This is a genomic window from Virgibacillus sp. 6R (assembly GCF_001895305.1).
Taxonomy (GTDB): Bacteria; Bacillota; Bacilli; order Bacillales; family Amphibacillaceae; genus Virgibacillus; species Virgibacillus pantothenticus.
Map to the genome: position 1 here is coordinate 1,772,927 of NZ_CP017762.1, position 24,378 is coordinate 1,797,304.

The 24,378-nt window shown below is 35.5% G+C and carries 18 protein-coding genes; 5 read left to right on the forward strand and 13 right to left on the reverse strand.

The window, feature by feature from the left end; all coding sequences use genetic code 11:
* Positions 1–85: 85 nt before the first annotated feature.
* From BKP57_RS08120 to csaB, 4 genes are read left to right on the forward strand one after another with little or no spacing between them, the layout of a single operon-like run.
* Positions 86–823 carry a WecB/TagA/CpsF family glycosyltransferase gene (locus BKP57_RS08120; RefSeq protein ID WP_072741328.1) on the forward strand — a complete coding sequence of 246 codons (738 nt, stop codon included), beginning with the start codon at positions 86–88 and terminating at the stop codon, positions 821–823.
* Entirely contained in the window at positions 816–2,384 is a 1,569-nt protein-coding gene (locus tag BKP57_RS08125) for a putative polysaccharide biosynthesis protein (protein ID WP_050351026.1), read from the forward strand. The genes BKP57_RS08120 and BKP57_RS08125 overlap by 8 nt, the downstream gene beginning before the upstream one ends.
* Complete coding sequence (locus tag BKP57_RS08130; RefSeq protein ID WP_072741329.1) at positions 2,381–4,243, forward strand: DUF5693 family protein; 1,863 nt, start codon at positions 2,381–2,383, stop codon at positions 4,241–4,243. Before BKP57_RS08125 ends, BKP57_RS08130 begins: the two co-directional genes overlap by 4 nt.
* Positions 4,243–5,343, forward strand: a complete 1,101-nt coding sequence (csaB, locus tag BKP57_RS08135) for a polysaccharide pyruvyl transferase CsaB (protein ID WP_072741330.1) — start codon at positions 4,243–4,245, stop codon at positions 5,341–5,343. Before BKP57_RS08130 ends, csaB begins: the two co-directional genes overlap by 1 nt.
* On the opposite strand, the gene BKP57_RS08140 is transcribed toward csaB, so the two are convergent.
* The 12 genes from BKP57_RS08140 to BKP57_RS08195 all read right to left on the reverse strand — a co-directional run bounded on the left by BKP57_RS08140 (position 5,340) and on the right by BKP57_RS08195 (position 21,886).
* The gene (locus BKP57_RS08140; protein WP_072741331.1) at positions 5,340–6,707 is read right to left on the reverse strand and encodes an ArnT family glycosyltransferase; all 1,368 of its coding nucleotides are present in this window, start codon (positions 6,705–6,707) and stop codon (positions 5,340–5,342) included. The genes csaB and BKP57_RS08140 overlap by 4 nt on opposite strands.
* Before the next feature lie 3 nt (positions 6,708–6,710).
* On the reverse strand, positions 6,711–7,052 hold the full coding sequence (locus tag BKP57_RS08145) for an EamA family transporter (RefSeq protein WP_050351022.1): 342 nt from the start codon (positions 7,050–7,052) through the stop codon (positions 6,711–6,713).
* The gene (locus tag BKP57_RS08150; RefSeq protein ID WP_050351021.1) at positions 7,049–7,420 is read right to left on the reverse strand and encodes a DUF2304 domain-containing protein; all 372 of its coding nucleotides are present in this window, start codon (positions 7,418–7,420) and stop codon (positions 7,049–7,051) included. The genes BKP57_RS08145 and BKP57_RS08150 overlap by 4 nt, the downstream gene beginning before the upstream one ends.
* 7 nt (positions 7,421–7,427) lie before the next feature.
* A complete protein-coding gene (locus BKP57_RS08155) occupies positions 7,428–8,147 on the reverse strand; it encodes a glycosyltransferase family 2 protein (RefSeq protein ID WP_280528725.1) in 720 nt (239 codons plus the stop codon).
* A complete protein-coding gene (locus BKP57_RS08160; RefSeq protein ID WP_082240889.1) occupies positions 8,125–9,333 on the reverse strand; it encodes an acyltransferase in 1,209 nt (402 codons plus the stop codon). The genes BKP57_RS08155 and BKP57_RS08160 overlap by 23 nt, the downstream gene beginning before the upstream one ends.
* A 46-nt stretch (positions 9,334–9,379) precedes the next feature.
* Entirely contained in the window at positions 9,380–10,432 is a 1,053-nt protein-coding gene (locus BKP57_RS08165; protein WP_050351018.1) for a glycosyltransferase family 4 protein, read from the reverse strand.
* Positions 10,433–10,592: 160 nt separating this feature from the next.
* Positions 10,593–11,324, reverse strand: a complete 732-nt coding sequence (locus BKP57_RS08170; RefSeq protein WP_050351017.1) for a glycerophosphodiester phosphodiesterase — start codon at positions 11,322–11,324, stop codon at positions 10,593–10,595.
* A 392-nt stretch (positions 11,325–11,716) separates the two neighbouring features.
* On the reverse strand, positions 11,717–13,180 hold the full coding sequence (locus BKP57_RS08175; protein ID WP_072741332.1) for an APC family permease: 1,464 nt from the start codon (positions 13,178–13,180) through the stop codon (positions 11,717–11,719).
* Between the two features lie 452 nt (positions 13,181–13,632).
* Complete coding sequence (locus BKP57_RS08180; protein WP_311998092.1) at positions 13,633–14,412, reverse strand: DUF1572 family protein; 780 nt, start codon at positions 14,410–14,412, stop codon at positions 13,633–13,635.
* 189 nt (positions 14,413–14,601) lie between these two features.
* Positions 14,602–18,387 (reverse strand): S8 family serine peptidase, encoded by a 3,786-nt coding sequence (locus BKP57_RS23225; protein ID WP_072741333.1) that lies wholly within the window; start codon positions 18,385–18,387, stop codon positions 14,602–14,604.
* Positions 18,388–19,295: 908 nt separating this feature from the next.
* Positions 19,296–20,705, reverse strand: a complete 1,410-nt coding sequence (gene gndA / locus BKP57_RS08190) for an NADP-dependent phosphogluconate dehydrogenase (protein WP_072741334.1) — start codon at positions 20,703–20,705, stop codon at positions 19,296–19,298.
* Positions 20,706–20,809: 104 nt separating this feature from the next.
* Complete coding sequence (locus BKP57_RS08195) at positions 20,810–21,886, reverse strand: glycosyltransferase family 4 protein (RefSeq protein WP_050351013.1); 1,077 nt, start codon at positions 21,884–21,886, stop codon at positions 20,810–20,812.
* A 763-nt stretch (positions 21,887–22,649) separates the two neighbouring features.
* Here BKP57_RS08195 and BKP57_RS08200 point away from each other — a divergent pair.
* The gene (locus BKP57_RS08200) at positions 22,650–23,054 is read left to right on the forward strand and encodes a hypothetical protein (RefSeq protein WP_072741335.1); all 405 of its coding nucleotides are present in this window, start codon (positions 22,650–22,652) and stop codon (positions 23,052–23,054) included.
* A 361-nt stretch (positions 23,055–23,415) separates the two neighbouring features.
* Here the strand turns inward: BKP57_RS08200 and hprK are convergent, their stop codons facing one another.
* Positions 23,416–24,348 (reverse strand): HPr(Ser) kinase/phosphatase, encoded by a 933-nt coding sequence (hprK, locus tag BKP57_RS08205; RefSeq protein WP_050351173.1) that lies wholly within the window; start codon positions 24,346–24,348, stop codon positions 23,416–23,418.
* Between the last annotated feature and the right edge of the window lie 30 nt (positions 24,349–24,378).

Below are 24,378 nucleotides of genomic sequence, written 5' to 3' on the forward strand. Positions count from 1 at the left end.
ACCTTGCATACATTCAAAAGCAAGATAGTCTCATCGAATAGGGCAAATAATGCTTTACCCCATTTAAAGGAGTTTTGAGAAAAACATGAAGCACGTTACAATAATGGGAATTCCCTTTCTTCATACTAACCAACAATCTTTTGTTGATTTATTAGACCAGCGAATTCAGCGAGGTGAGAAAACTTTTGTTATTACAGCAAATCCCGAGGTTGTTATGAAAGCAAGAAAAGACACTCAATTTATGCAACATGTACAACGTGCTACATATGTGGTAGCTGATGGGATTGGGGTTGTAAAAGCAGCTTCATTGTTAAAACAACCTTTGCCAGAACGCGTTACTGGTTTTGACACGATGATCCATTTATTAGAAATAGCAAATAAAAAACATTATCGTATATTCTTACTCGGTGCGCAAAATGATACGTTGCAAAAAACTGTGAAAAAAATTGAACAACAATACCCCAACATAAAAATCGTCGGGGCACAAGATGGATATTTCAACTGGAAATCGAACGAAGTAGCAGATTCGATTGCAAAACTACAGCCTGATATTACGTTTGTTGCACTAGGGTGTCCGAGACAAGAAAATTGGATAGCTAACAACCTGTCTAAATTCAACCAAGGTGTATTTATAGGTGTCGGTGGTTCGTTTGACGGTATAGCTGGAACAGTTAAGCGGGCTCCAGTTATTTTTCAAAAATTAAATTTAGAATGGTTTTATCGATTATTAAAGCAGCCGAGTAGATGGAAAAGAATGCTTGCGTTACCAGAATTTGCTATCCTTATAATGAAACAGAAGCTAAAGGGAAAAACCCATGAGTAGCTCCAGCTTTGTCAAAAGTACATTATTATTAACCACTGCTACGTTATTATCTAAGATATTAGGAAGTATATTTCGTATCCCACTACAAAATATAGCAGGTGATCATGTATTAGGAATCTTCAGTCTGGTATATCCTGTATATATGGTGGCGCTAACGCTATCAGTAGCAGGTATTCCTATTGCCATTTCAAAGCTTATTGCAGATGCTCGTGCCCAAAACCAATTTAGTCAAATAAAGGAAATATACGTAACTGCAAGCATTCTTGCCTTTCTTTTTGGACTTAGCAGTTTTCTGGTTATTTACGGTTTTTCCTCAACTATTGCAGAAATTTTAGGGGGACAGTCCACAAGACTTGCTTTAATTATCGTAGCTGCGACTCTATTAATCGCACCGTATATGGCTGTTTATAGAGGTTACTTCCAAGGATTTGAAGATATGAAACCGACAGCTATCTCTCAGGTGATGGAACAGTTTGTCCGTGTTGGGTTAATCTTACTTATTGCGTACTACCTTGTGCAGCAAAAATTTTCAGATGAAGTTGTGGCAGGTGGTGTCATGATTGGCTCTGTAGTAGGCGCATTTATATCACTTGTCTACTTAAAAGCAAAATATATTCGTTCTTCATTCAAGCAAACACTATCTAGAAAATACACGTTCCATAGCTTTACTTCACGGAGTAAACATATTTTAAAACTATCTATACCAATAGCTATAGGAACAATTACTATGGCTTTAATTAATTTTATCGACTCCATTACGATACCATATGGTTTAAGAAATATTGGAACTTCAGAAACAAATATTAATTATCTCTACGGAATTTATGGACGTGGACTTTCTGTTGTACAAATGGCAACTGTTTTTTCAACATCGGTTGTTTTACCATTAATACCTCTGATTACATCCAAGCTATCAGAAGGAGATACAACCCAAGTCCGAGCAATAACAGAAAAAACATATCGAGTTACACATATTCTTTCTTGGCCAGCAGCTGCAGGCTTACTGGCACTAACTTTACCTATGAACTTAGCTTTATTTACTGACTTAGAAGGAAATTGGATACTGGCTATTATTGGATGTAGTTCTGTATTTACCTCATTAACTATTTTAAGCACTGGAATTCTACAAGGATTGAACTTAGCCAAACAAGCTGCAATGATTGTAGTTATTGGTGTTTTTATTAAAGCTGCAACAAATATTTATTTAATCCAACTTCTTGGTTTAGCTGGGGCAGCCGTATCAACATTAGTGGTATATATCATTTTATTTATCATTAACACTTGGTATATTTATAAACACCAACCATTTAGGCTCATGAAAAAAATGATTGTAAAAATTAATCTTGCTTCTCTATTTATGGCAGTGGTTATTGGAGCACCAACGTTATTTATATCCGTTGCTGACTGGACAAGAATCCAAGCATTAGTTTATCTAACTATAGCTATTGTAGTTGGAGTAGGGATATATATTGCACTATTACTTTTAATGAAAGTAATTAATGTGTTTGAAATATTACAATATACTCCATATAGACAACAGAAAGGAAGAGCCAATAAATGATTAAACTGAGATGGTTTTGGGTTGCCTTGCTAATTTTAATAGCAATTACCATTCCTGGGATTATGGACCGATGGGAAAAGGAAACAAATAACAATACATACGAAATTGTTGTTCCTTATCATGAAATTGAACAACTTGCTACCGAAACGGAAAATTTAAATACAGACGATATACTGGCCACTTTAAAAAAAGCCGGATTGAATACTGTTAGTATAAACCAAATATCATTAAAATGGATGGAAGAACATAAACTTATTTCTATCTATAGTGAACAAGAGCTAAGGAAGGCTCTACTATTCAGCAAAAACGCTTCGAAAATTAACACAGCTGAAGAAGGGTATTACATTACTCAACCAGAAGAAGCAAATTACAAACAGCTAATTGAGCAAAACCTGCAACCATCAACCACTACAATTGGCGATCAGACATTTTACTTCATTAAAAAAAAGCCAGGTTTATTATCAACAAACTTTGCTTTTAATAAAGAAACCATTGAACAAGTAAAAGCAAATGGCTTGGACTATATCTTTCGAATCGGCAACGAAGATCAACCATTCAATCAAAGTACAGTTAGTCAGCTCATTGAAATGAAGAAGTCAGGGTCAAATAAAATACTATTTTCAGGTCAGGAACTTATTGGCTACCCTAACATGACAAAGGTAGAGAATTGGACAAATTCACTTACAAAAAATGGCTTCCAGTTTTATTTTATAGAATTTAACCTCCAAAAAGGTTTACAGACAGTTGCTCGTAATACAGATTACAATATCATCAGATTGCACAGTCTACATTTAGACAATAAGAGTTTGCCCGAAAATGTTGATCAAGCAGTAAGAGCTGTGAAAGAACGTAATATACGGTCAATCTTCTTTCACTTACAAACGGGTAAACCTGAAGATAGTTTAAAAAATGCAACTGCATTTGTGGAAAGCGTCCATGATAAATTAGCAAGTGATTATACGCAAGGAACACCGACACCGTTCTCTGAAATAAAAACTCCTACTTGGTTGCAGATACTTTTATTTGCTGCAGGCATTCTATTTACTGGATTAGGCTCTACTTTGTTGAAGAATAACAAATGGATCTTTATTTCAACTATCTTTATGTCAATTTTAGCGCTGGCTTACTTATTAACCCAAAAACTCTTTTTATTACAAGGTTTTGCATTAATGATAGCTATTTTAGCGCCAATCTGTGCGATGTTATCTACAATGCGAAGCACAAATAATAACATTAGGGATATCACAGTCCAATATTTTAAAGCGCTCGGAATAACTTTTATTGGAATAATGATTGTTATTGGCTTGTTAAATGGAAATCCATTTATCACTGGGTTTGAAGTATTTAGAGGAGTCAAGCTCGTTTATGTAATTCCAATCATATTCGTCGCCGTTTTTTTACTCTGGAGAGAAGCTTTAAAATTATTAAATGTTCCGGTAAAATACTGGCATCTAATTATTTTCCTTATCATTGGTGCAATTGGTATTTACTATATTACACGTACTGGTAATAATGCAACTGTAAGTGGTATAGAGTTAATTTTACGCAGCGCACTAGAAGATTTGCTATATGTACGGCCTAGAACAAAAGAGTTTCTAATTGGCTTTCCATTTTTCCTATTAGCAATTTATGTCATTGGTAGTAATCGATTAATAGGAAAACTATTGCTTATTCCTGGAACCATTGGATTTTTATCCGTGATGAATACATTTACCCATCTTCATATTCCGTTACACATATCATTATTACGAACGGTTTATAGTATAGCCTTTGGATATCTTATTGGTCTTTTGCTTATTTTCTTATATAAAAAATGCGCACCGATTGTCACTAAATACATGATAAAGGGGTGGCGATAATGCGTATTGTACTGTCTGGCTATTATGGTTTTGACAATGTAGGTGATGAAGCCATACTATTTGCTATTATTGAGCAACTACGAATGATTGATCCTCAGGTCGAAATTAATGTATTATCCAATAACCCTGAGAAGACAAAAAAAACGTATCATGTTAATGCCGTACATCGGAGAAAATTTTGGCAAGTTATTGAAGCACTAAAGAATACGGATGGTTTAATAAGTGGTGGTGGAAGCTTGTTACAAGACAAAACTGGTATGCTTACTATTCCTTATTACGCAGGGATTATAAAGATGGCTAAATTCTTTCGTAAACCCGTTTTTGTTTACGCCCAGGGAATGGGGCCGATCAAATCGGCTTTAAATAAATGGATTGTTAAGCACGCTTTAAATCAAGTTGAACAAATTACGGTACGAGATAAAGCTTCCCGGCAACTGCTGAGTGAAATTGGCATCAAACAAGAAATTTCCATTGTTCCAGATCCAGTAGTAGGATTAGATGCCAGTTCCTATACCCATCAATGGACTATAACTCAGACTTTCAACCAAAAGTTCGTAACAATAAGTGTAAGAGACTGGTCTACGGATCATCCATTTACTAAAGAAATCGCATTATGTTTAGATCGAGTTGTTCAAAATGGATATGCAGTTGTTTTTGTTCCCATGCATGGTGAACAGGATGAACGTAAATCAAAAGAAACAGCAAGCCTAATGAATGAGCAAAGCTATATTTCACCAGTTGATGATTCCCTACAATCGAAGATAGCTCTTATAGGAGAATCTAAACTGCTTATTGGTATGCGTCTCCATTCGCTCATATTTTCAGCAATCAATTATACACCATTCATAGCTATCTCATATGACCCCAAAATAGATGCTTTTGCTTCACTTGTTAATCAACCGCTAGCTGGTCATGTCGAAAAAAGTGATTGGGATCATGAGCGTTTATATCAATTAGTTTGTACATCCCTTGTAAACGAGGAGTTTATTAGGGAAGAATTAAAAGAAAAAATGACAATATATCAGCACTTAGCCCAACAAACACCAGAACTAGCTCTTAGCACATTTCATAAACAAATAAAATGCGAACAAAGCTGTTAAGCTTTGTTCGCATTTGTATATAACTTGTTTTTTTGATTTCTGATTATATGTACTACCTTTGTCACTATTGTTATAATAGCATACCCATTTAATACACACATAATGGGTATAATAAAAAAACCGTAACGAGGAATAGTTAAAAACAAATTGGATAATCCGATATACATGATTAAGACTGCTGTTACTGCAATCGCCTCTTTTTTACGTGAAAACAGTGATATAATCGCTGTAATAAACGCAAGATTTACTAAATAATGATGCATTGTCTTTATAGGTCCAGCAAAGCTATACGAGTTATAATAATAAATGGCATCTGGGATTTTAAATAGTTCATAGGTTTTACCAATTGTAAACCAAGAAAACCAAAGACCAAAATTATTTTCAAATCCCTCTTTTATTTTCATAATGGCATACTCCTTACTCTCCATTCCCAATTCCCGCTGTTCTTTCCAATAGTCGGAAAAATCATATATATTAAATGGATTACTTCCAGCAAACCAACTATTACCTGAATGCGTAGATAATAGAATGAATTCATTAAACATAATAAAGTTTCTAATTACCCATGGAGCAATGACGATAGCAGCCCCAATTGCCCAAATACTAGTTATTAAAAGCCACATTTTTAAATGCTGGCGATATTTTATGAACAAAACAACAAATGCAATTAAAACCAATGGGGCAATTACAGGCCGAATCATCACTCCATAACAAAAGACAACAGCAAAGAAAAAATGAATGAGTTTCTTGTTAGACTCCAATGCTAGTAAAAATAAATAAATCGCTAAGCAAAAAAAGAATATACCAGGTATCTCGGTTAATGCAGTTCTAAAATAATGAAGTGGAGTGAAGTAAGTCGCATAAAATCCAGAAGCAACAAGACCTATCCACTTGTTTTTAAAAATTTTTGTTCCAATTAAATAAATAAGTGCAATGGTTGCTATGTTTAACAACATGTTGAAGATTTTTACCATTGTCATTTGCTCTATGTTAAATAAATTGGCTAACTGAAAAAGTAACACTAATATCATAGGGTGACCAGGTGTAACAAATGCATTACTTTCTTTATCTGTATTGTAACCATAAATACCATCTTCAATAATCTGATTAGCCATTTGTGTATACAAATAAGCATCTCTACTTCCATACTTCCAAGTATGTTCTTTTAGCATTGCAATACGTTCGCTAATTTCTCCATCATCTAGTTGTGCTTGAATTTTCTGATCGCTTGGTTTAATGAAATTTTCACCAGGATGTTTAATAAAAAAAACAATATGTAAAATTAGGCTAAATATCAAAATAATCCCAAGTAAGTATATAGGTGCCCGTTTAAATAATTTTTGTAAAATAGTTAAATGCTCCATAGATTACCTCGCAATTAAATATACTCCAATCACAATAATTACCGCTCCCGTCCATTGCGTAGGGGTAACGATTTCTTTAAAAATAAAATACCCAATTACTACTCCGATCACATACGCTAAGCTCTGAAAAGGATATGCAATACTAAATGGCATCCTTGAAAGAATATAGAGCCATAAGCCTGTTGCAAACACATAGATAATGCCACCTCCAATAATATAAGGAGACTTCACAACTTGTAAAATACTATCCAGATTAATTGCCCCTATTTGAACCATGCCCGCTTTCCAAAGCATCTGCCCGCTTACTAATAATAATATATTGATAACTAACAATATGTAATTCATGCGTTTTCTTTCCTCTGTTTACTTGTTTTATTTAAATGTTTTTGGTAGTCCTGCTTTAATAAAGAAAGCTCCTGGGTTAATAGAATGACTTTGTTATTTAATTTGGATATTCGTTTCGTTAGATCAAAAATCATAATTATCGTACATAGTAAGCCAAATAAGAAAAGTAAACTAGGTGCATAGACAATGCCTAAGAACTTTGCTAGAAAGTTTAATAAACCCGGAGACAGACTTAATACCCCTAAAACAATACATGTAAAAATCCAAATAAGGGAGTCTTTCGTTTCAAAAATACCTCTCCTCACCGCTTCAATCACTATTACAAAAAAAATACATACGATAATGAAGCTAAATATGGTAATATCCATCAATTCATTACTCCTTAACAATTGATTGCATTAATATGGACAACGTTACTTTTCCCATATAATAAATGCTTTTCCAAGGTGTAATTGAAGACTCACCACCTTGTCGTCCCTGCATATTGGCTGTAACTTCTTTTATTCGCATCTTTTTTCTGCTTAAATGCATCAGCACCTCAGGCTCTGGATAATCTTTCGGATAATCATTAGCAAACAATTCAATAACATGACGGTTTATAGCGCGATATCCCGAAGTTGGGTCAGTATAGCTTTTTTTAGTTAATAACTTTAAAATTACATAAAAGTAATAAATCCCTATTCTTCTTAGTTTACTTCCTTTATAATCTGTTCTGTGCAAAAATCTTGAACCAATAACCATATCTTCCTCATCATTTATAATTGGTGTGATTAAATCAAATAAATCACTCGTTTTATGCTGTCCATCTGCATCAAACTGTACTGCTATGTCAAATCCTTGGTTATAGGCATATTTGTAACCAGTCTGGACTGCCCCACCAATTCCTAAATTCTGTGAAAGATCTAGTTGAACTACATCAAATGTACTCACAATATCCTTTGTCCGGTCTGTTGAGCCATCATTCACAACACATATCTCTAAATTTCGTATTTCCTCTTTTAGCTCCACTAAGCTAGATAAAGTCTTTCCAATAGTATCTTGTTCATTATAGGCAGGTACTATAATGAGTGTTTTAGGAATACTTTCTAAGCACACGATCATCATCCTCCTTCTTAATTTTTTTAAAGAGCAGATGAGGTTGTTCCATCTTCCCAAAAATGAACCAATAGTAAGAAGTTATTCGGAAAATAAGTCGTACTACAAACCAGCTTAAAAAAGTAACAAGGAAAAATGTAATTACTTGCCAGCTATGATATACGATTGGTGATCCACTACTTACAAATTGTCTAAAAATCATTAAAAATAATGGGTGGATTAAATAAATCCCAAAGGAAGTTGCACCAATTTCCATAAAAAACAGTTTTGTTTTTGGACTAAAGGTTTTATTTGTAATATGCGCTAAATAAAATAATAATAAACCTGCAAATAGCGCATAAGTTGCCCAAGTGAATTCCCCTAAATAACTTGCCACAAGATAAGGTAGATTCTCTGATATAGCTGGAAATACATTAGTTCTTACCAAGTACATATATCCTGTATAAAGTATTAATATGACACCGTACCCAATGCTTAAAGGAATAATGATTCGATCTTTAAAAAATGGCTGTTTAAATTTATTTTTTAAGTCTGTATAATAAATTCCAAGATATGCACCAATAAAGTAGAAGGACAGATAAGATAAAGATACTGAGCCTTTCCATGGAATATGGAAATAAGCATCATTTAGCAAAACCCATATCCACTGGACAATTAAACCAATAATAATAGCGTATTTCCTTAAAAAAAGGGACTTCTTAAAAACCACTAGCAATAGCGGAAATAACAAATAAAATTGCACACTGATAAACACAAAATACAAATGTGTATGTGCTTTTCCTAAAGCTAGTAAAAGCAAAAATCGGTTAATTGCATATGATATGTTTGGATAATCATAATAAACATACATTTTAATAACAAAGTAAAGTAGTGAGAATATAACATAAGGAATTATAATAAACTTCAGTCGTTTTACATAGAAGCGTTTTATTAATCCCCTATTTACCTCTCTCGGAAAATAATTGTAAAACAATACAAAACTACTGAGCATGATAAACGTAGGAGTACCTAACTTCCCAGCAATATTAAAAAAATTGTATATTGGAAAAAGTATGGAATCTGGTTCTATATTTGTTACTCCGCTTGAAGAAGAGTGGACAATTAAAACAGCAAAAATAGCAAAAGCCCTTGCTATTTGTATCTCATCTAATGATTTTTTCTTTAAATTATTCATTACTATCACCATATCTATGTCATTAAGCTTAGTAATAATTACTAACTTGTTTAATTTCCTATCTTGATTTAACTCTTTCTAGCTTTAACCATTTTAATAAAGGGCGATAGCTCTCACTGATTATTCCTGTCAATTCAACTAATAACTCTACTATTATCAGTATTAAAAAGAGAATAATAATTGAACTCCACATTTCTGAACGATTTAGCATGATGCCGGCTAAGCTAAATAGCGAGCTCATTCCATAAATTAATATGACGGTTTGCTTATGCGTATATCCCAATTTGAGAATACAATGATGTAAATGTGATTTATCTGGTGCAGATATTGGTTTTTTGTGTATAATACGACGAATAATCGCAAATAAAGTATCTAAAATTGGAATTGCTAAAATAATGATAGGCACTAAAAGCGAAAATAAAGCTACATTTTTAAATAAACCAGTAACTGCAATGACACTAATCATATACCCCAAAAATAAGGACCCGGTGTCACCCATAAATATTTTTGCTGGGTAGAAATTAAATATAAGAAATCCAAGTGTACTACCAAGCATCATAAAAGAAATTAATGCAATTGGTATATTCCCCATAGAAACTGCTAAGCCGGATATTGTTAAGAAAGCAATAGCTGCAATCCCGGCTGCTAGTCCATCTAATCCATCAATTAAATTAATTGCATTTGTAATAGCAACAATCCAAAGAATTGTTATTGGTATGGCAAGAAAACCAAATTCAATTCGATCAGCAAATGGTATCGTTATAAAGTCTATCTTGAATCCTCCAATAACTGGTATGGTAGCAGCTACTAATTGCATAATAAATTTGAATTTAGCCGATTTTTGAAATAAATCATCTAAAATTCCAACAAACACAATTATTGTTGCACCTATCATAATAGGCAAGTAATGAATCGTGTTTGGTAAAAACACTAAAAATCCAATTAAAAAACTGACATAGATAGCGAGTCCACCTAATCTCGGCATTATTTTTTCATGCACTTTTCTGTAATTCGGTTTATCTGTTGCTCCAATTTTAATTGCTATACTTTTAACCAGGGGTGTTAAAATTACTGCTGCAACAAAACATATAATAATCGCGCTATAAATCATAGGAATCCTCCTGCATACACTAACTCTATCTCTCTTGTCTGTTCAGAAAAAATATTTAGTTGCAGAAGAACAACGCTGTCATCTTGTTATTTCTTTAATAAATGACCGCGTCTTAATAACTTGCAACTGTGTGAAAGATAAAGATGATTACTTTCTATTTTTAAACGATAGCTTTGTTAAATTCGGTTATATCATTACTGCTTTTAAAGTTTTTGTACCTTTCCAATTCATCAGTTGTAATAAGTATAGATGGATATTTGTTAAAACGTTGCATTTGCTCAATACTATTTACTGTCCAAGCAACTACCTGAACACCTAGCTCATCAAACCTTTTAACATATTTATCTCTTATTCCATCATGTTTTACCGCTAGATACTCGGCATTTAGCTTATTAATAAGCCTGAAATGAGAGCGTTTCATTTTATTTACGAGGGGGCCTATTTTAATATCTTTAGATAGACTTCTTAGTTTCATAAGGGAATGATGATTAAATGAAATAACGTAAACTTGATCAAGCATCTCCATTTGTTGTATTACTTGAAATACATTCTCTTCTAATGAATCGTATAGTTTAGTATTCTTCATTTCAATGGAAACAGTAACTTTATTTTTTGCTAGGTAAAGTACCTCTTCTAATGTTGGAATAGTTTCTTTTTCATGTATTTTGAACTGTTTCAGTTCATCCAAATTATAGTTTTTAATTTCTCCGCTTCCATTTGTCATTCGGTCTATTTTATAATCATGCATGACAACGGGAATACCATCTTTGCTTAAGTGAACGTCCAACTCTATATGAGTAAAACCTAGTTCAATAGCGGCATGAAAGGAAGACATTGTATTTTCTGGATACTTAGCCGGATATCCCCTGTGTCCTATCCCTCTAATAGACATAAATAACTCTCCTTTTCATTTAAAGAATGTATTTTTAGATTAGTTCTATTATAGATATTGAATATTGAGTGCATATTAGATAAAAGTAAAGAATTTGTAAATTTTTAAGATTTTTCATTAATACTTTTAATTAGAAATAGATATTCAATCATAACATTATGAAAATACACTTAGAATATAAGACAAAGTTCATTGTTTATTTCTAAACATATCTTTCCTTATCGAAGTAATATTTCTTCACTTTCATGAACGAAATTAAACAAATATGTGATATATGTCTCAATCAGATCTAAAAAAGATGACTCCTGTTCAATACAGAAATCATCTTTTAGATACAGCATAATTTTATTAAGTTTTTAATAAAAGATACATTTTAATAGTTCTCTAGCATTTTATAAATTCCAGTTTTTCGCTTCAATTTTTTTCGATCCCAAGATCAAATAATTTAACTCTTCTTTCGGAATTTTATTAAATTCTTCGCGTTTAACAAAATAAAAGCCAACCCCCAACATAATCCAGACTGCCAAAGCAATTTGTGATTGGAGTCCTAGAAAAGCTGGTGAACCAGGAATTAACAGTAATGCTAAGAAAATTAAACTAGCAAACATTCCGACCCCTGAAATAATTTTTTTAAATGGCGATACGATATGCTTTTTCCGATCAAATGAAGCTGTTTTTTTTGTTTTAAACAACGTAAATGCTGTATAACATGTATAAAAATAAGCAATGGTTACACCAACAGAAGACATGTCTACTACCCATAATAATGCTTCTCTGCCGAACCATGGTGCAAACGCAGATATAACGACCGTAAAAATGATCCCAATATAAGGGGTTTTATATTTAGGATGAAGTTTTGAAAATGATACTGGCAATATCTTTGCTCGTGACATCGCAAATAATAAGCGACTGGAAGAAATAATAAAACCGTTTAACCCTGTAAATACACCCATGGTCAATGCAGTTACTAAAAGTGCTAAACCGATTGTACCGAGTAATTCTTGTATCGCGGCACCTGCTCCCCATACGTTGCTTTCAGCTACTAAACCTTCCCACGGCTGTGTCATAGCAGTGGCTAAAATCATAAGGCTGTATAAAACTGCTGCAAAAAAGATTGCTAGAATAATTAAGGAAAATGCTTTTTTGGAAGAAAAATGAAATTCTTCAGCTGCTTGCGGTACATTATCAAAACCGACATAAGCCCAAGGAGCAATTGCTACAATCGAGATAATCGCTGCCCAAGCAGTCGTGTCGGATGGAAAATATGGTTGTACATTTGCAAGGCCAGACCCTGGTTGAGCACCGACCATCCATGTAATAATTAATATACTTCCAATCATTACGCTACAAAAAATAAATTGCATACGTCCGGATATTCCTGTTCCTCGGATATTAAAGTAACCAAATGCTCCTAAAGCGATGGATGCGATAATTATTTCCATTCCATACACATCCCAGCCAGCAATTTGATAGAGCGGGAAGTTTTCAATAAGTGTAGGAAAAACAAATTTAAGCATTAAAGCAAAAGCAGATGCATTTAACGCGACAATACATATATATCCTAATGTTAAAAACCAACCACTAATAAATGCATGCTTGCGCCCCAAGCTAATAAATGCATAAGCAAATTCTCCACCTGTTACTGGAAAACTCTTAATTAAAAACCCGTAGCTCACAGCAATTACCATCATTAATAATGCACCAATTGCTAAGCCAATAATAACTCCCATAGGCCCTGCTGTTGCCATCCATGTTGTAGGTTGAACAAAAGCCCCCCAACCAATCGATGAACCTAAAGCAATTGCCCAAACCCAATGCGCCTTTAAAGATTTTTTTAGTGTCGTTCTTTCCTCCATGAAACCGGATCTCCCTTTTCAAATCAAATTAACCTACCATTATGCTTACTTGTAAAATGCTGGTACATTGTACGATTATTGTACAAGCTACCATTGTGTTAAAATAGCTTAGTCTCGTTTTCTATCATCCTCATCATACAAAATGCACAGCTATATGAAATAAACGGTATTCTTTGCTATTCCTGTTTTATGCATAGGTTAAACCTGTTTGGGGTCGATTTATCCAATGAAGCTTCAATCAGTGGAATATTTTGTTCCCACTGATTATTAGTTTCCACATGGGTTTACTCAAAGACCACTGACAAAATGAGGCATTTGACTTGCGATTGGATTTTCTCTACTTTTTTGCTGATTTCGCATCGTAGGTGGAAGGGAAGGGTTACTGCCAGTTACAGGTAAAATAATAGCGGATTGATTCTGTAAATTTTTCCTCTCAAAGAGACTAAAAGCAACTATTTACCGTATCTTTGCTTCATTTGCTGTAAATATTCTGCTGAATTCCCTTTAGGAATGCTTAAGCTTTTCCACTCGTTACCTTTCAGCTGTTTCCCAATATATACAATTTGTCCAACATGCGAAGCATAATGAGCAAGCTGTCTTTCAACAGCTTCTAGCACCAGAATTGGCTGCTCTCGTATCTTTACATGTTTTCGCAAATCTTCTGCTGATATTTGCTCCAATGCGTCAAATAACACGGACCAACCCTCGTTCCATACAGTAAGCAATTCTTGTTTCGATTGAATCGTATTTATAAATTCCTGATCACGATGGCGATTACTTTTTTCTCCATCCGTCGTTAAAAAGTTTGTCCACCTTGACAGCATATTGCCTCTCATATGCTTAACAATTACTGCAATACTATTGGAAGCCTCATTAAATGTCCAATGTATATCTGTTTCATCCAGCTGCTCAAAAGTGCCATCTCCCTGTTCCTTTATTTGCGCAAACCTTCGTTTAATTACCTGCAAATATATATTCCCCAATTCCATAAATGCATTCTCTCCCTTTTCATATATAAGATTAGCTAAAACTTTATACAATGAGACTTCCCGTGGGGTTTTCTTCACCCCCCATGGATTGTTAGTTGAATGAATCGGACTTTTACTGCTGTTGATCACCCACTTATAATTCTCGTCTTTTCCTCGAATTCTTGAATTCGGGATCTTATAGCCAGTTAACTGCGATAAATTACTACTTTTCGCAATTAATATACAAATAAAAGCATCATCCATTGCAATCTCCAAATAGAAAAATCGTTTTATAAATTTCATCTATCATTTTTTCACATAACGAAGGCAGTTTATTTGACCGAGAATGTTTTCTTATACAAACCATGACGCCGCAAGCACCTAATTTTATAGGTTCCTATAAAATCAAAAAGACCCGGCTCTCCAAAGAGCACCGAGTCCTCACCATATCATTTAACCAAACACCGTCCACAGCTTACCGAACATGATCCATAGTTTTGAAAACAGATAGGAGAAGAAATTCTCAAATTCATTCCCTTCTTCACCTTCATCTTCTTTGCTATCCTCATGTTTCGTGACAGTATATGTTTTAACTGTTTCATGCCCTGCTAAATCAACGACTTTAAACTCAAATTCATTTTTTCCGTCTTCTAATTCAAGTTCTACTTCTATTTGCTCGTTGAAGCTATTTTTTCCGTAAGGTTCAGAAAGCTCGTGTTTATAAACATGGTCCCCATCAACAAATACGTTTATATCATCAAAATTATCACGCACTTTCGCTTTTACTGTAAGCGTATCTTCTTTTGTTTTCTTTTTCCCTTTAATATTTAATTTTGCTTCCTTCGTATCGACAAAATAACGGCGTCCTATTTCCGTTTCATTCCCAAGATTGTCCACTGCTTTCATATGTTTGAAATAGTATCCGTCCTTTTTGTGCTTAACAGATAAGGAAAATTCATAGCGTTTGTTTTCTTTATTAAACTCCAGTGTTGCTTTTTTGCCATCTATAGTTACTTCTTTCACACCAGATTTATCCGTTACATAACCAGAGAAAACAACTTCTCGCTGATTATCCACTCCTAGATTCTCTGGAGTAATTAAGCGTAAATCAGGTGCAGTTTTATCTGGCTCCTGCATCTCTGCTTTGACCTCTGTTTCATTTCCTGCATAATCCTGTACTCGTACCGTTATCGTTGCGTCAGGATCTATATCCGATAAAGGATGCTCTTTTTCGCCATTCACATAAGGCTCTTCCAGCACAGGCTCCTTATTTACAAAAACCTCCCAAGAAGCAACACCACTTCCTTTTTTAGCATCTTGTGCTGAAACCGTAAGCTTTTCATCATCAAAGCTATACGTTGCTTCTACTTTGGGAGCTGTTGTATCCAAAATTATTGGGAGTTGCAACGTTTGCCATTCTGCGCCTTTATAATCGATTTTTGCTTCTGCCTGTAAATAATAGTTTCCTTCTGGAGCAGGTTTTCCTTTAATCTTGCCATCCCAAACTCTGTCGGAAGAAATAGAATAATAGGTTCCATTTCCGGAATCATAATAATCTTTTCTAATTCCTGACTCTAAACGGATGGTACGAATTTTTTTCCCTTGTTCATCTAGTACGGTAAACCGCGCTTCTTTTGCATTTCTTAAAAATGACAATATTGGCAGAGCATCATCTTTTATGCCATCATCATTCGGAGAAAAGGCAATTTTTTCAGGATCGATCTCTCCAGTGGCTAAATCTTCTCCTAAATAGTTATACTGCATGTCTCCATTTTCATCTTTACCGGTAGAAGTGACCACCCCTGTCATACCATAAAATGAATCCTCTTCCCATACTGGTTGATCAAAAATCGATGCTTTGTCCCATTTCCCTTTAAAGCCTACATAAGGAACAGTTAACTGTGGATGTGAGTCTGTTCGATCTGTTAACCTAACAAACCCTTCTAACCAGTACCCACTTGTAAATACTTCCGATAATTGGTTATCAACAGAGCTTACATCAACGGTTACGGTAAAGGTAGTCTTCCCATTTGCAGGCACTTCTATCGTTGCCTGTTCTTTCCCATTAATTGTTACAATGTCTCCTAGATCGTTAGACGGTAAAAGATTTGGTGCCGTAACGAAATTTTCATTGCTATTTGCAGCTGTATCCGTTTGAGCAGTTGCTGTTACATCATAACTCACAGCCGTATCTTGGAAATTTTCTGCAGTTAATTCAAAAGAAACCCGGTTCTCAGAAATCTCTTTTAGTGCAACTTTTGCTTCCTTTGTTTTCGATTCTGTAACTACAACTGGCGTAGTTAGTGCTGCATGAAGCTGCATGATACCGGAGCCTTGACGCCGTGGAGAAACTGGTTCCTCTTCAAACTGTATTTGGTCTGCCGTATTCATTATGACGTTTTTGGCAAACTGAATCCGGTCTGCCTGCTCATAACCAAACTCCTCATCGACACGCTGTAAAACTAGCGCCCCACCTCCAGCTACATGCGGTGCAGCCATCGATGTTCCGCTCATTAAACCGTATTGATTATCGTTTAATGTAGAATAGATTTGCCCTCCCGGGGCGGTTATTTCTGGCTTGAAGTCAAGATTTGGCGTAAGCCCCCAAGAAGTGAATGCACTCATTTTCCCAGCGTCCGGGTTGTCAATCGTGGTCGTTTCACCGGAAAATACGATATTCACTGGCTTCTCTTCTGCTAATGCTGCTGCAAGTTTATCGCCATCACTTTTTAACATAAATAACTGCGGAATGGTGATCTCAGCGGAGGTAGCCATGCTGATAATCCCATCCGTATTATTATAAATAATAACGCCAGCAGCACCGGCAGCTTGTGCATTTAACGCTTTATCCGTAAAAGCCAATTCGCCACGTTGGATTAATGCATATTTTCCTTCTGGATCTTTTCCTTCAAAGTCTTCAGGATACCCAAGCCCAGCATCGAATACAGGGAAGGAAGTGCCATCGGCATCAGGACTTGTATTGCCTGCTGATAAAAAGGCTGCTGACTCTTTTTGATCGTCAATGGTATAGGTTAACTTATCTACTTCCATAAATGTATTTTCAAATGAAGCAACCTGGAGTGAATCAGAAGAGACACCTGGTGATCCTGCTACACCATAATCCGGATTAGCCGCATCAGGATAAGCAAATCCATCACCAAATAAAGCATTATTACCGGCAGAAATGGACATAAGTACCCCATTTTCGACAGCACGAGAAACAGCTTGTTGCTCAGGTGCATCATCATTGACATAGCCAGCTGGCGAACCTAAGCTCATATTTAAAGCGTCTGCGCCTAGCTTAATCGCATCATCAATTGCTTTCACATAAATATCGCCAAAAGTAGACTGCATTTCTGGGTCATTTCCAAACACTTTCAATGCAAGCAGCTGTGCTTCTGGAGCAACCCCAACAACACCGCTACTCTCTTCATTTCCATTTGCTGCAACAGTACCTGCAACATGCATACCGTGATAGTTTGCTCCAGCATGTATTTCTCGTATTTCACCATTGTTATCCATATAATTGTAGCCATATGGGATTTTTTCTGTATAAAATTTTCCCGGAAGCGATTCGTTATCGACGATCTGTTCCACTTCATCTTCTGTTAGTTCAGCAGTTTGTTCATCAGATAACATCATATCCTGGTGAGTTGGGTCAATCCCGGTATCAATAATACCAACAACCATCCCTTCCCCCTTAAAGTCATATTCTCTCCAAGCCTGCTGTGCTTCTACTAATTCTTTACTATATTTCATATCCGGTATAGCAATTGGGCGTTTGTACTCATTTACGGTATGAACCTTTTTTACGTTATTCATTTCTTTAATTTTTTCCAGATCACCTTGCTTCACTTCTGCACTAAAGCCATTGACAACCGTTGTAAATTCCTCGTAATAGGTTGCATCGACTTTTTTCTGCTTCATTTCTTCTTTTACCGACTTTTGTTTTTTCTTGGCGCCGTTTTCCAATTTTTTCTTTTCATTTTTCGGCATTTGCTTAAACATTATGCCTTTTTTTATTGCTATTTCTATTGCTGGTTTATCTTCCACTTCTACAATGACTCGGACCTTTTTATTAGGATTACTCGTTTCTTTTAATTTTTCTGATGTAAGGTCTGGCTGATTTTTCATCTGAGGTAATTGCTTCACTGCATGCACCGTGGAAAAACTGCTAAACATAAGTAAAAATACAAATAACATAATAAAAGAGCGTTTAATGGTCAATCTTAGCTTCATACAATTTCCCCCTTGGATTAAAATGTTAATTTTTGAACAACATTATGAACGATAGAATATTAGGAAGGGAACATAGGTTCAAAAAGGCTACATAATATGTCATAATGACTGTTTTTTAGATCCGTATCATCAGAAAAATCACCCTTTCTATTTCAATCTAAATATTCTGATATATTAAATCATATTAAAGTTGGTAATATATAGGAAGTGTAAATAGTCCTGTATTCAAATAGAGAAGATTTGTCCTTTTCGACAAATAACTACAGTTTTTCACCAGACTTATGGACTAGATATCAACGTGCTGAACAAAATCATAAGATAGATTTTTCGTGATATAATTGATGTTTTTTTAGAAATATTTGATTTTCCTGCGATATTTCAAGGATAGACACAATTAAGATGGAGAAGCATGATATGTTTTTTAAAATAAAAATGCGCTGTAGTTCGCACAGTTAGTCCTTTTTCCCTACTAGTATTAGAAAATAAAACCTAGGAAATAAAATGACAAACGACATCTAATCTATAAAGTGAATCTTCAATCAGTGGGGGTTTTCATTCATCCTCTACTGATTGTTAGTACCGTAATGGTATGACCTAAAGGCCGCTTACGAAACAGGGCATTTAGGTGCTGTTATCTCCCACTTAGACTTGTTGCAGTACAGATTTATCCAACTCCTGAAGTGGGAGTCGTACAGCACCTTATATACGGGATAAAAAGCAACCCTCCGTTAAAATAGGACATTTGCAGTAGTTTTCGTCAAATTTCGCTAACCTACTTTCAAACTATTTTTCATGGCAAAATGATAATTTAAGTGCAAGGATAGTTGCGGTCTAATTTAATTGTTAACACAACACACTAAAAACCCCTCAAACAAAGTGGTAGAGGGGTTTTTTAATCAAAATAATCATTAAAACCAGTTTGTGTGAAAGACGCCTTCTTTGTCTTTTCGTTGGTACGTGTGCGCACCGAAGTAATCACGCTGTGCTTGTACCAGGTTTGCTGGTAAATCAGCGGAACGATAACTGTCATAATAAGCAATGGCACTTGAAAAAGCTGGTACAGCAATTCCATGCTTAATTGCAATAGCGACGACTTCACGCAGGGCGTCTTGGTAGTTTTCTACGATTTCTTTAAAATATGGATCAAGCAGTAAATTAGCTAAATCCGGTGTTCTTTCGTATGCATCTTTAATCTTTTGCAGGAATTGTGCACGAATAATACATCCCCCGCGCCAGATCATCGCAATCTCACCGTAATTCAAATTCCAATCATTCTCTTCTGATTGCGCACGCATTTGTGCGAACCCTTGAGCATAGGAACAAATTTTACTCATATATAGTGCTTTTCTTACCGCTTCAATAAGCTCTTTTTTATCGCCAGTAAATTCCTTTTTCTCTGGACCATGCAGCTCTTCACTTGCGCGTACGCGCTCATCCTTCATGGCAGAAATAAAACGTGCAAATACGGACTCGGTAATTAATGGAAGAGGTACACCTAAATCAAGAGCGTTTTTACTTGTCCACTTTCCAGTTCCTTTTTGTCCTGCCGTATCTAGAATAACGTCAACTAATGGTTTTCCAGTTTCTTCATCTTTTTTGGTGAAAATATCTGCTGTGATCTCGATAAGATAACTGTCTAATTCGCCTTTATTCCAATCTGCAAATACTTCATGCAACTCGTCTGCTTCCATTCCAAGCACATGCTTTAAAATAAAGTACGCTTCTGCTATAAGCTGCATATCTCCATATTCAATACCGTTGTGCACCATTTTTACATAATGCCCTGCGCCATCTGGTCCAATATATGTTGTACAAGCAGCTCCATCTACTTTGGCTGCAATAGCTTCAAAAATTGGCGCTACTAGCTCATGCGCTTCTTTTTGACCTCCTGGCATAATGGAAGGTCCCTTTAACGCTCCCTCTTCTCCACCTGATACACCTGTGCCGATAAAATGTATGCCTGATTTTTCAAGGGCCTTATTACGACGTATCGTATCTTCATAAAGCGTATTACCACCATCAATTAAAATATCGCCTTTCTCCAAATATGGAAGAAGCGATTCAATGGTCGCATCTGTTGGAGCACCAGCTTTTACCATTAATAATATTTTTCGTGGTTTTTCCAGTGATTCCACAAATTCCTCGATTGTTTTAGTACCTTTAAATTGTTTTCCTTTTGCTTCATTGTCCAAAAAAGCATCTGTTTTATCGCCAGAACGGTTATAAACGGTAACCGAATAGCCACGGCTTTCAATATTTAATGCTAAGTTTTTCCCCATTACTGCTAAACCGATAACACCAATTTGTTGTTTTTCCATGTTTTGTAGGTCATTCCCTTCCAGGTTCTTACATCATGTTCAATGATAATGGTACAACTTCTTTTATTATAATAAACTTTTCACATTTTGACGATTGATTATGTTTATTGATCTCTTTTTCGCTTGGTAATGAGCAGGCGAAGCATACGTAAAACCGGTCGCTTCCCTCCCATCACTATTCCAGCCATTTCGGCAAACAAATGGAGCAGAATAAGCACAATGATCGTAATGATAAAGGCGACTGTTATACTTGCATTGGAAAACAGCACCGCCATGATGCCAAACAATCCACTAAACCCGTATATGATTAATACTGTTTTACGATGACTATACCCTGCTTGTAAAAGTTGATAATGAATATGCTTATTATCAGGCATCATAATATTCTCTTTATTATATGCTCTTCTTGCAATGGCAAACAGTGTGTCAAATATTGGCACAGCCAAGACAATAATTGGAATAACAAAGCTAAACAAAGCAACATTTTTAAATAAACCAAGCATGGAAACTACCGCAATCATATAGCCTAAAAAATTGGAGCCTGTATCACCCATATAAATTTTGGCAGGGTAAAAATTGTGATATAAAAAACCGAGATTGCTGCCAATTAACACGATACATAAATAAGCGACTATGATTTGCATATCAATAAAAGCCATGACACAAATACTGATTAAAGCAATCGTTGTTACCCCAGTTGCTAAACCATCTAGTCCATCAATTAAATTAATTGCATTGGTAATCCCGACCACCCAGAGAACCGTAATTAGTACACTTGCAAATCCCAATTCAACGGTGCCAAAGAGCGGAAGCGTCAATTTTTCAATAATCAGCCCAGAAGAAACCAAAAACGAAGCTGCGATCAATTGTCCTGTTAATTTAACAACTGGCTGAATGCTGAAACGATCATCTAGAGCACCGGTTATAATAATAACAACTGCTCCAGCAGCAATTTCAGCTAAATGCGGGTGGCTTGGTTGTAAATATACTAACCCTGCAACCATACCAAAAAAAATGGCTAAGCCTCCAAGCCGAGGCGTTACTTTCGTATGTATTTTGCGATAATTGGGGAAGTCAACGGCACCGATAAAGATAGCTAATCTCTTTACGGGATATGTCAGCAAAAAAGAAGTAATAACTGCAATCCCAAAGGCTATAATTAAATCCACATAATTTATCATATTATTCTCCTAATATTCTTAGCTGTGTTCCTCTTAGTTTGAATTATAATAATCGACTTAAATTATATCGAATCCTAGCAGTTTTTAGCAAATTTTATTGTACAGAATCGTCAAACATGATAGGCTAATTTTAAAAGTTAGCATTAGGATAGTGAAACTTATCTGGATGTTACGATTTAACTTATTGCAAGGTAAGTAGCTCAAGGCTTTGTCCAATAGGCATTAAGAAAAACAGAATAAACCTGTTGGAGATTATCATTTCATACAATGTAGCAAATAAAATGAACAAAGACGAGGGGCGCCCGTTTAGCAACGTAGCGAATGGAACGAATCAACTAAAGATTTAGGAATCATGCCCCTAAAAACAGGGGTATGCCGACGCCTGAGCGGCAAGCCCGTTTTTAGTCGGCCTTCCTCTTTACCACGAACCGATGAGGCCTTATCGTAGGGCGCATTTCTAAAGTCGCCTAGTTGCTGAGCGATGGAGCCGGACGTGGCTAGTCGGTTATTTCGTTATCCCCAAGCACTTAAGTTTATACTTTTGTATGAAAAAAACGCTATTTACCATTATATAACTTATTTATTTTAGGTAGTCTTTCAAGAATCTAAACATTATAAAGCAAAGTTTTTCATCATAGATGGTGGCTTGCGCTCTTGGCGAGCCATGCTGGTTTCTTATCTTTTAAAATCAATCCAGCTTTAACCGGACAAGCGACAATAGACATAGCCATTTTCACCAATTTTAAGGAAGGAGGTTGTTTCCATGAGCCCGTATGTATTTGTTGCAGCAGCTGCTCTAGCAATGATCCCCATTTTAGCACTCTTTAAAATAAATGTGGAAAAGTTAAAACAAGACCCTAGTCTACAAGCAAGAGTTCAAAACAATATGATGATTGGTGTAGCAATAAGCGAAGGTCTTCCAATACTATTGATTGTTTACGGCTTTTCTCAGATGGAAAGCGTAACTGAAGTTTCAGAGCTATACACACCGGCAATCATTCTATTATTTCTTGTTATCTTTGCGGTGTTCTTTATTTTTTTACAGAAAAAAGTAGATGTGCCGGAGGAAGCTAAAGCTATGGTCACACAATTTTCTTTAATTAGTACATTCCTAGTACTCGCGATCCCTATTATTTCCATCGTAGCATTATTTATGATGCTGCCTTAATTACCTAGACCTACACGGATAAAGTGTAAACAGCTGCTTTTAGCTCCAAATGTGGGCTTACCATACATAACTATAACTTATGTAAAGACTGGGATATAACCAAACCAGCGCTGCTGATTCAAAAAACGAACAATAAAGTAGACCCAATAAGTAGGGGGTTCTTTTATCCCCTACTTATTGTTAGTACCATAATGGTATGACCTAAAGACCACTAAACGAATCGAGTATTTAGGCGCTAATATCTACTGCTTCACTTGTCGTACTTGAAGTCGGAGTCTAACCTTATAAGCGGGATAAATGGATCGTTCGGCTATTGCTATATCGTATTTGCTTTTGTCCCAACCCCATTTAGAACTATCATTTAATTAGTTTTCCCCTTATTTTCCATATCTGATTCTAGACGTTGAATAAATTCTTCTGCTGCACTATAGCCTTGTTGTTTTAAATACCAGTTATTTGCCGCAGCTTCAATTAAGCCGACGACATCGCGTCCTGGTTGCAATTGAATTTCTATTGTAGGTATAGTAACCCCCATATAATCATTCGTCTTTGTTTCAAGTTCCAATTCATTGTTTAAAGCATCTTTTTCCCATTCTGTTAAATGAATATCCAATGCGATACGTGTTTCTTCTTGAAACGCCTTCCTTCCATACAAACGAACGACATTTAGTAAACCGACACTTCGTAAAGCGAGAAACTCTTTATTCGTTTCATTATGTGTTCCTAATAAAGTATCCGGACCGAGTTTTTTTAAAACAACGATATCGTCCGCCACTAATCGATGCCCTCTACCTATCAACGTGTGGGCAATTTCACTTTTTCCAATCCCTGATTTTCCACGAATGAGTATTCCAAGCCCAAAAATGTTAACACAAACAGCATGAATTGCTGTTTCCGGTGCTAATGACTTGATCATATAAGCATCATATTTTTCAATAAAAGTGGATGTAGGCTCTTTTGTACGAAGTAGTGGAATACCCTCTTCATTACAAAATTGAGTTAAATACATCAATCCTTCTTGTTCGGAGGTTACAATAAAACAAGGCGGATGGTATTTCACGATATTGCCAATTCGCGACCTTCTTTCATCATGGGTTAATTGATGTAAATAGGCGATCTCCTTTTTCCCTAACACCTGAACATGCTCCATTGGGAAAAAATCAAAAAAACCGATAAATTCCAGCCCAGGGCGATGTGTTCGTGGCTTCGTTATTAAACGCTCTAATTCATCATTTCCTGCCAAAATTTCTAAATTGAATTGTTTTGCTAATTGCTTTACGGTGATGGATTTCATCATGAATACGCTCCATTTCTATATCCCAGT

Excerpts from the sequence above, each read along its gene's own strand:
- BKP57_RS08120 (WP_072741328.1), top strand. The coding sequence starts at position 86 with ATGAAGCACGTTACAATAATGGGAATTCCCTTTCTTCATACTAACCAA.
- BKP57_RS08125 (WP_050351026.1), top strand. The coding sequence starts at position 816 with ATGAGTAGCTCCAGCTTTGTCAAAAGTACATTATTATTAACCACTGCT.
- BKP57_RS08130 (WP_072741329.1), top strand. The coding sequence starts at position 2,381 with ATGATTAAACTGAGATGGTTTTGGGTTGCCTTGCTAATTTTAATAGCA.
- csaB (WP_072741330.1), top strand. The coding sequence starts at position 4,243 with ATGCGTATTGTACTGTCTGGCTATTATGGTTTTGACAATGTAGGTGAT.
- BKP57_RS08140 (WP_072741331.1), bottom strand. The coding sequence starts at position 6,707 with ATGGAGCATTTAACTATTTTACAAAAATTATTTAAACGGGCACCTATA.
- BKP57_RS08145 (WP_050351022.1), bottom strand. The coding sequence starts at position 7,052 with ATGAATTACATATTGTTAGTTATCAATATATTATTATTAGTAAGCGGG.
- BKP57_RS08150 (WP_050351021.1), bottom strand. The coding sequence starts at position 7,420 with ATGGATATTACCATATTTAGCTTCATTATCGTATGTATTTTTTTTGTA.
- BKP57_RS08160 (WP_082240889.1), bottom strand. The coding sequence starts at position 9,333 with ATGGTGATAGTAATGAATAATTTAAAGAAAAAATCATTAGATGAGATA.
- BKP57_RS08165 (WP_050351018.1), bottom strand. The coding sequence starts at position 10,432 with ATGATTTATAGCGCGATTATTATATGTTTTGTTGCAGCAGTAATTTTA.
- BKP57_RS08170 (WP_050351017.1), bottom strand. The coding sequence starts at position 11,324 with ATGTCTATTAGAGGGATAGGACACAGGGGATATCCGGCTAAGTATCCA.
- BKP57_RS08175 (WP_072741332.1), bottom strand. The coding sequence starts at position 13,180 with ATGGAGGAAAGAACGACACTAAAAAAATCTTTAAAGGCGCATTGGGTT.
- BKP57_RS08180 (WP_311998092.1), bottom strand. The coding sequence starts at position 14,412 with ATGGATGATGCTTTTATTTGTATATTAATTGCGAAAAGTAGTAATTTA.
- BKP57_RS23225 (WP_072741333.1), bottom strand. The coding sequence starts at position 18,387 with ATGAAGCTAAGATTGACCATTAAACGCTCTTTTATTATGTTATTTGTA.
- gndA (WP_072741334.1), bottom strand. The coding sequence starts at position 20,705 with ATGGAAAAACAACAAATTGGTGTTATCGGTTTAGCAGTAATGGGGAAA.
- BKP57_RS08195 (WP_050351013.1), bottom strand. The coding sequence starts at position 21,886 with ATGATAAATTATGTGGATTTAATTATAGCCTTTGGGATTGCAGTTATT.
- BKP57_RS08200 (WP_072741335.1), top strand. The coding sequence starts at position 22,650 with ATGAGCCCGTATGTATTTGTTGCAGCAGCTGCTCTAGCAATGATCCCC.
- hprK (WP_050351173.1), bottom strand. The coding sequence starts at position 24,348 with ATGAAATCCATCACCGTAAAGCAATTAGCAAAACAATTCAATTTAGAA.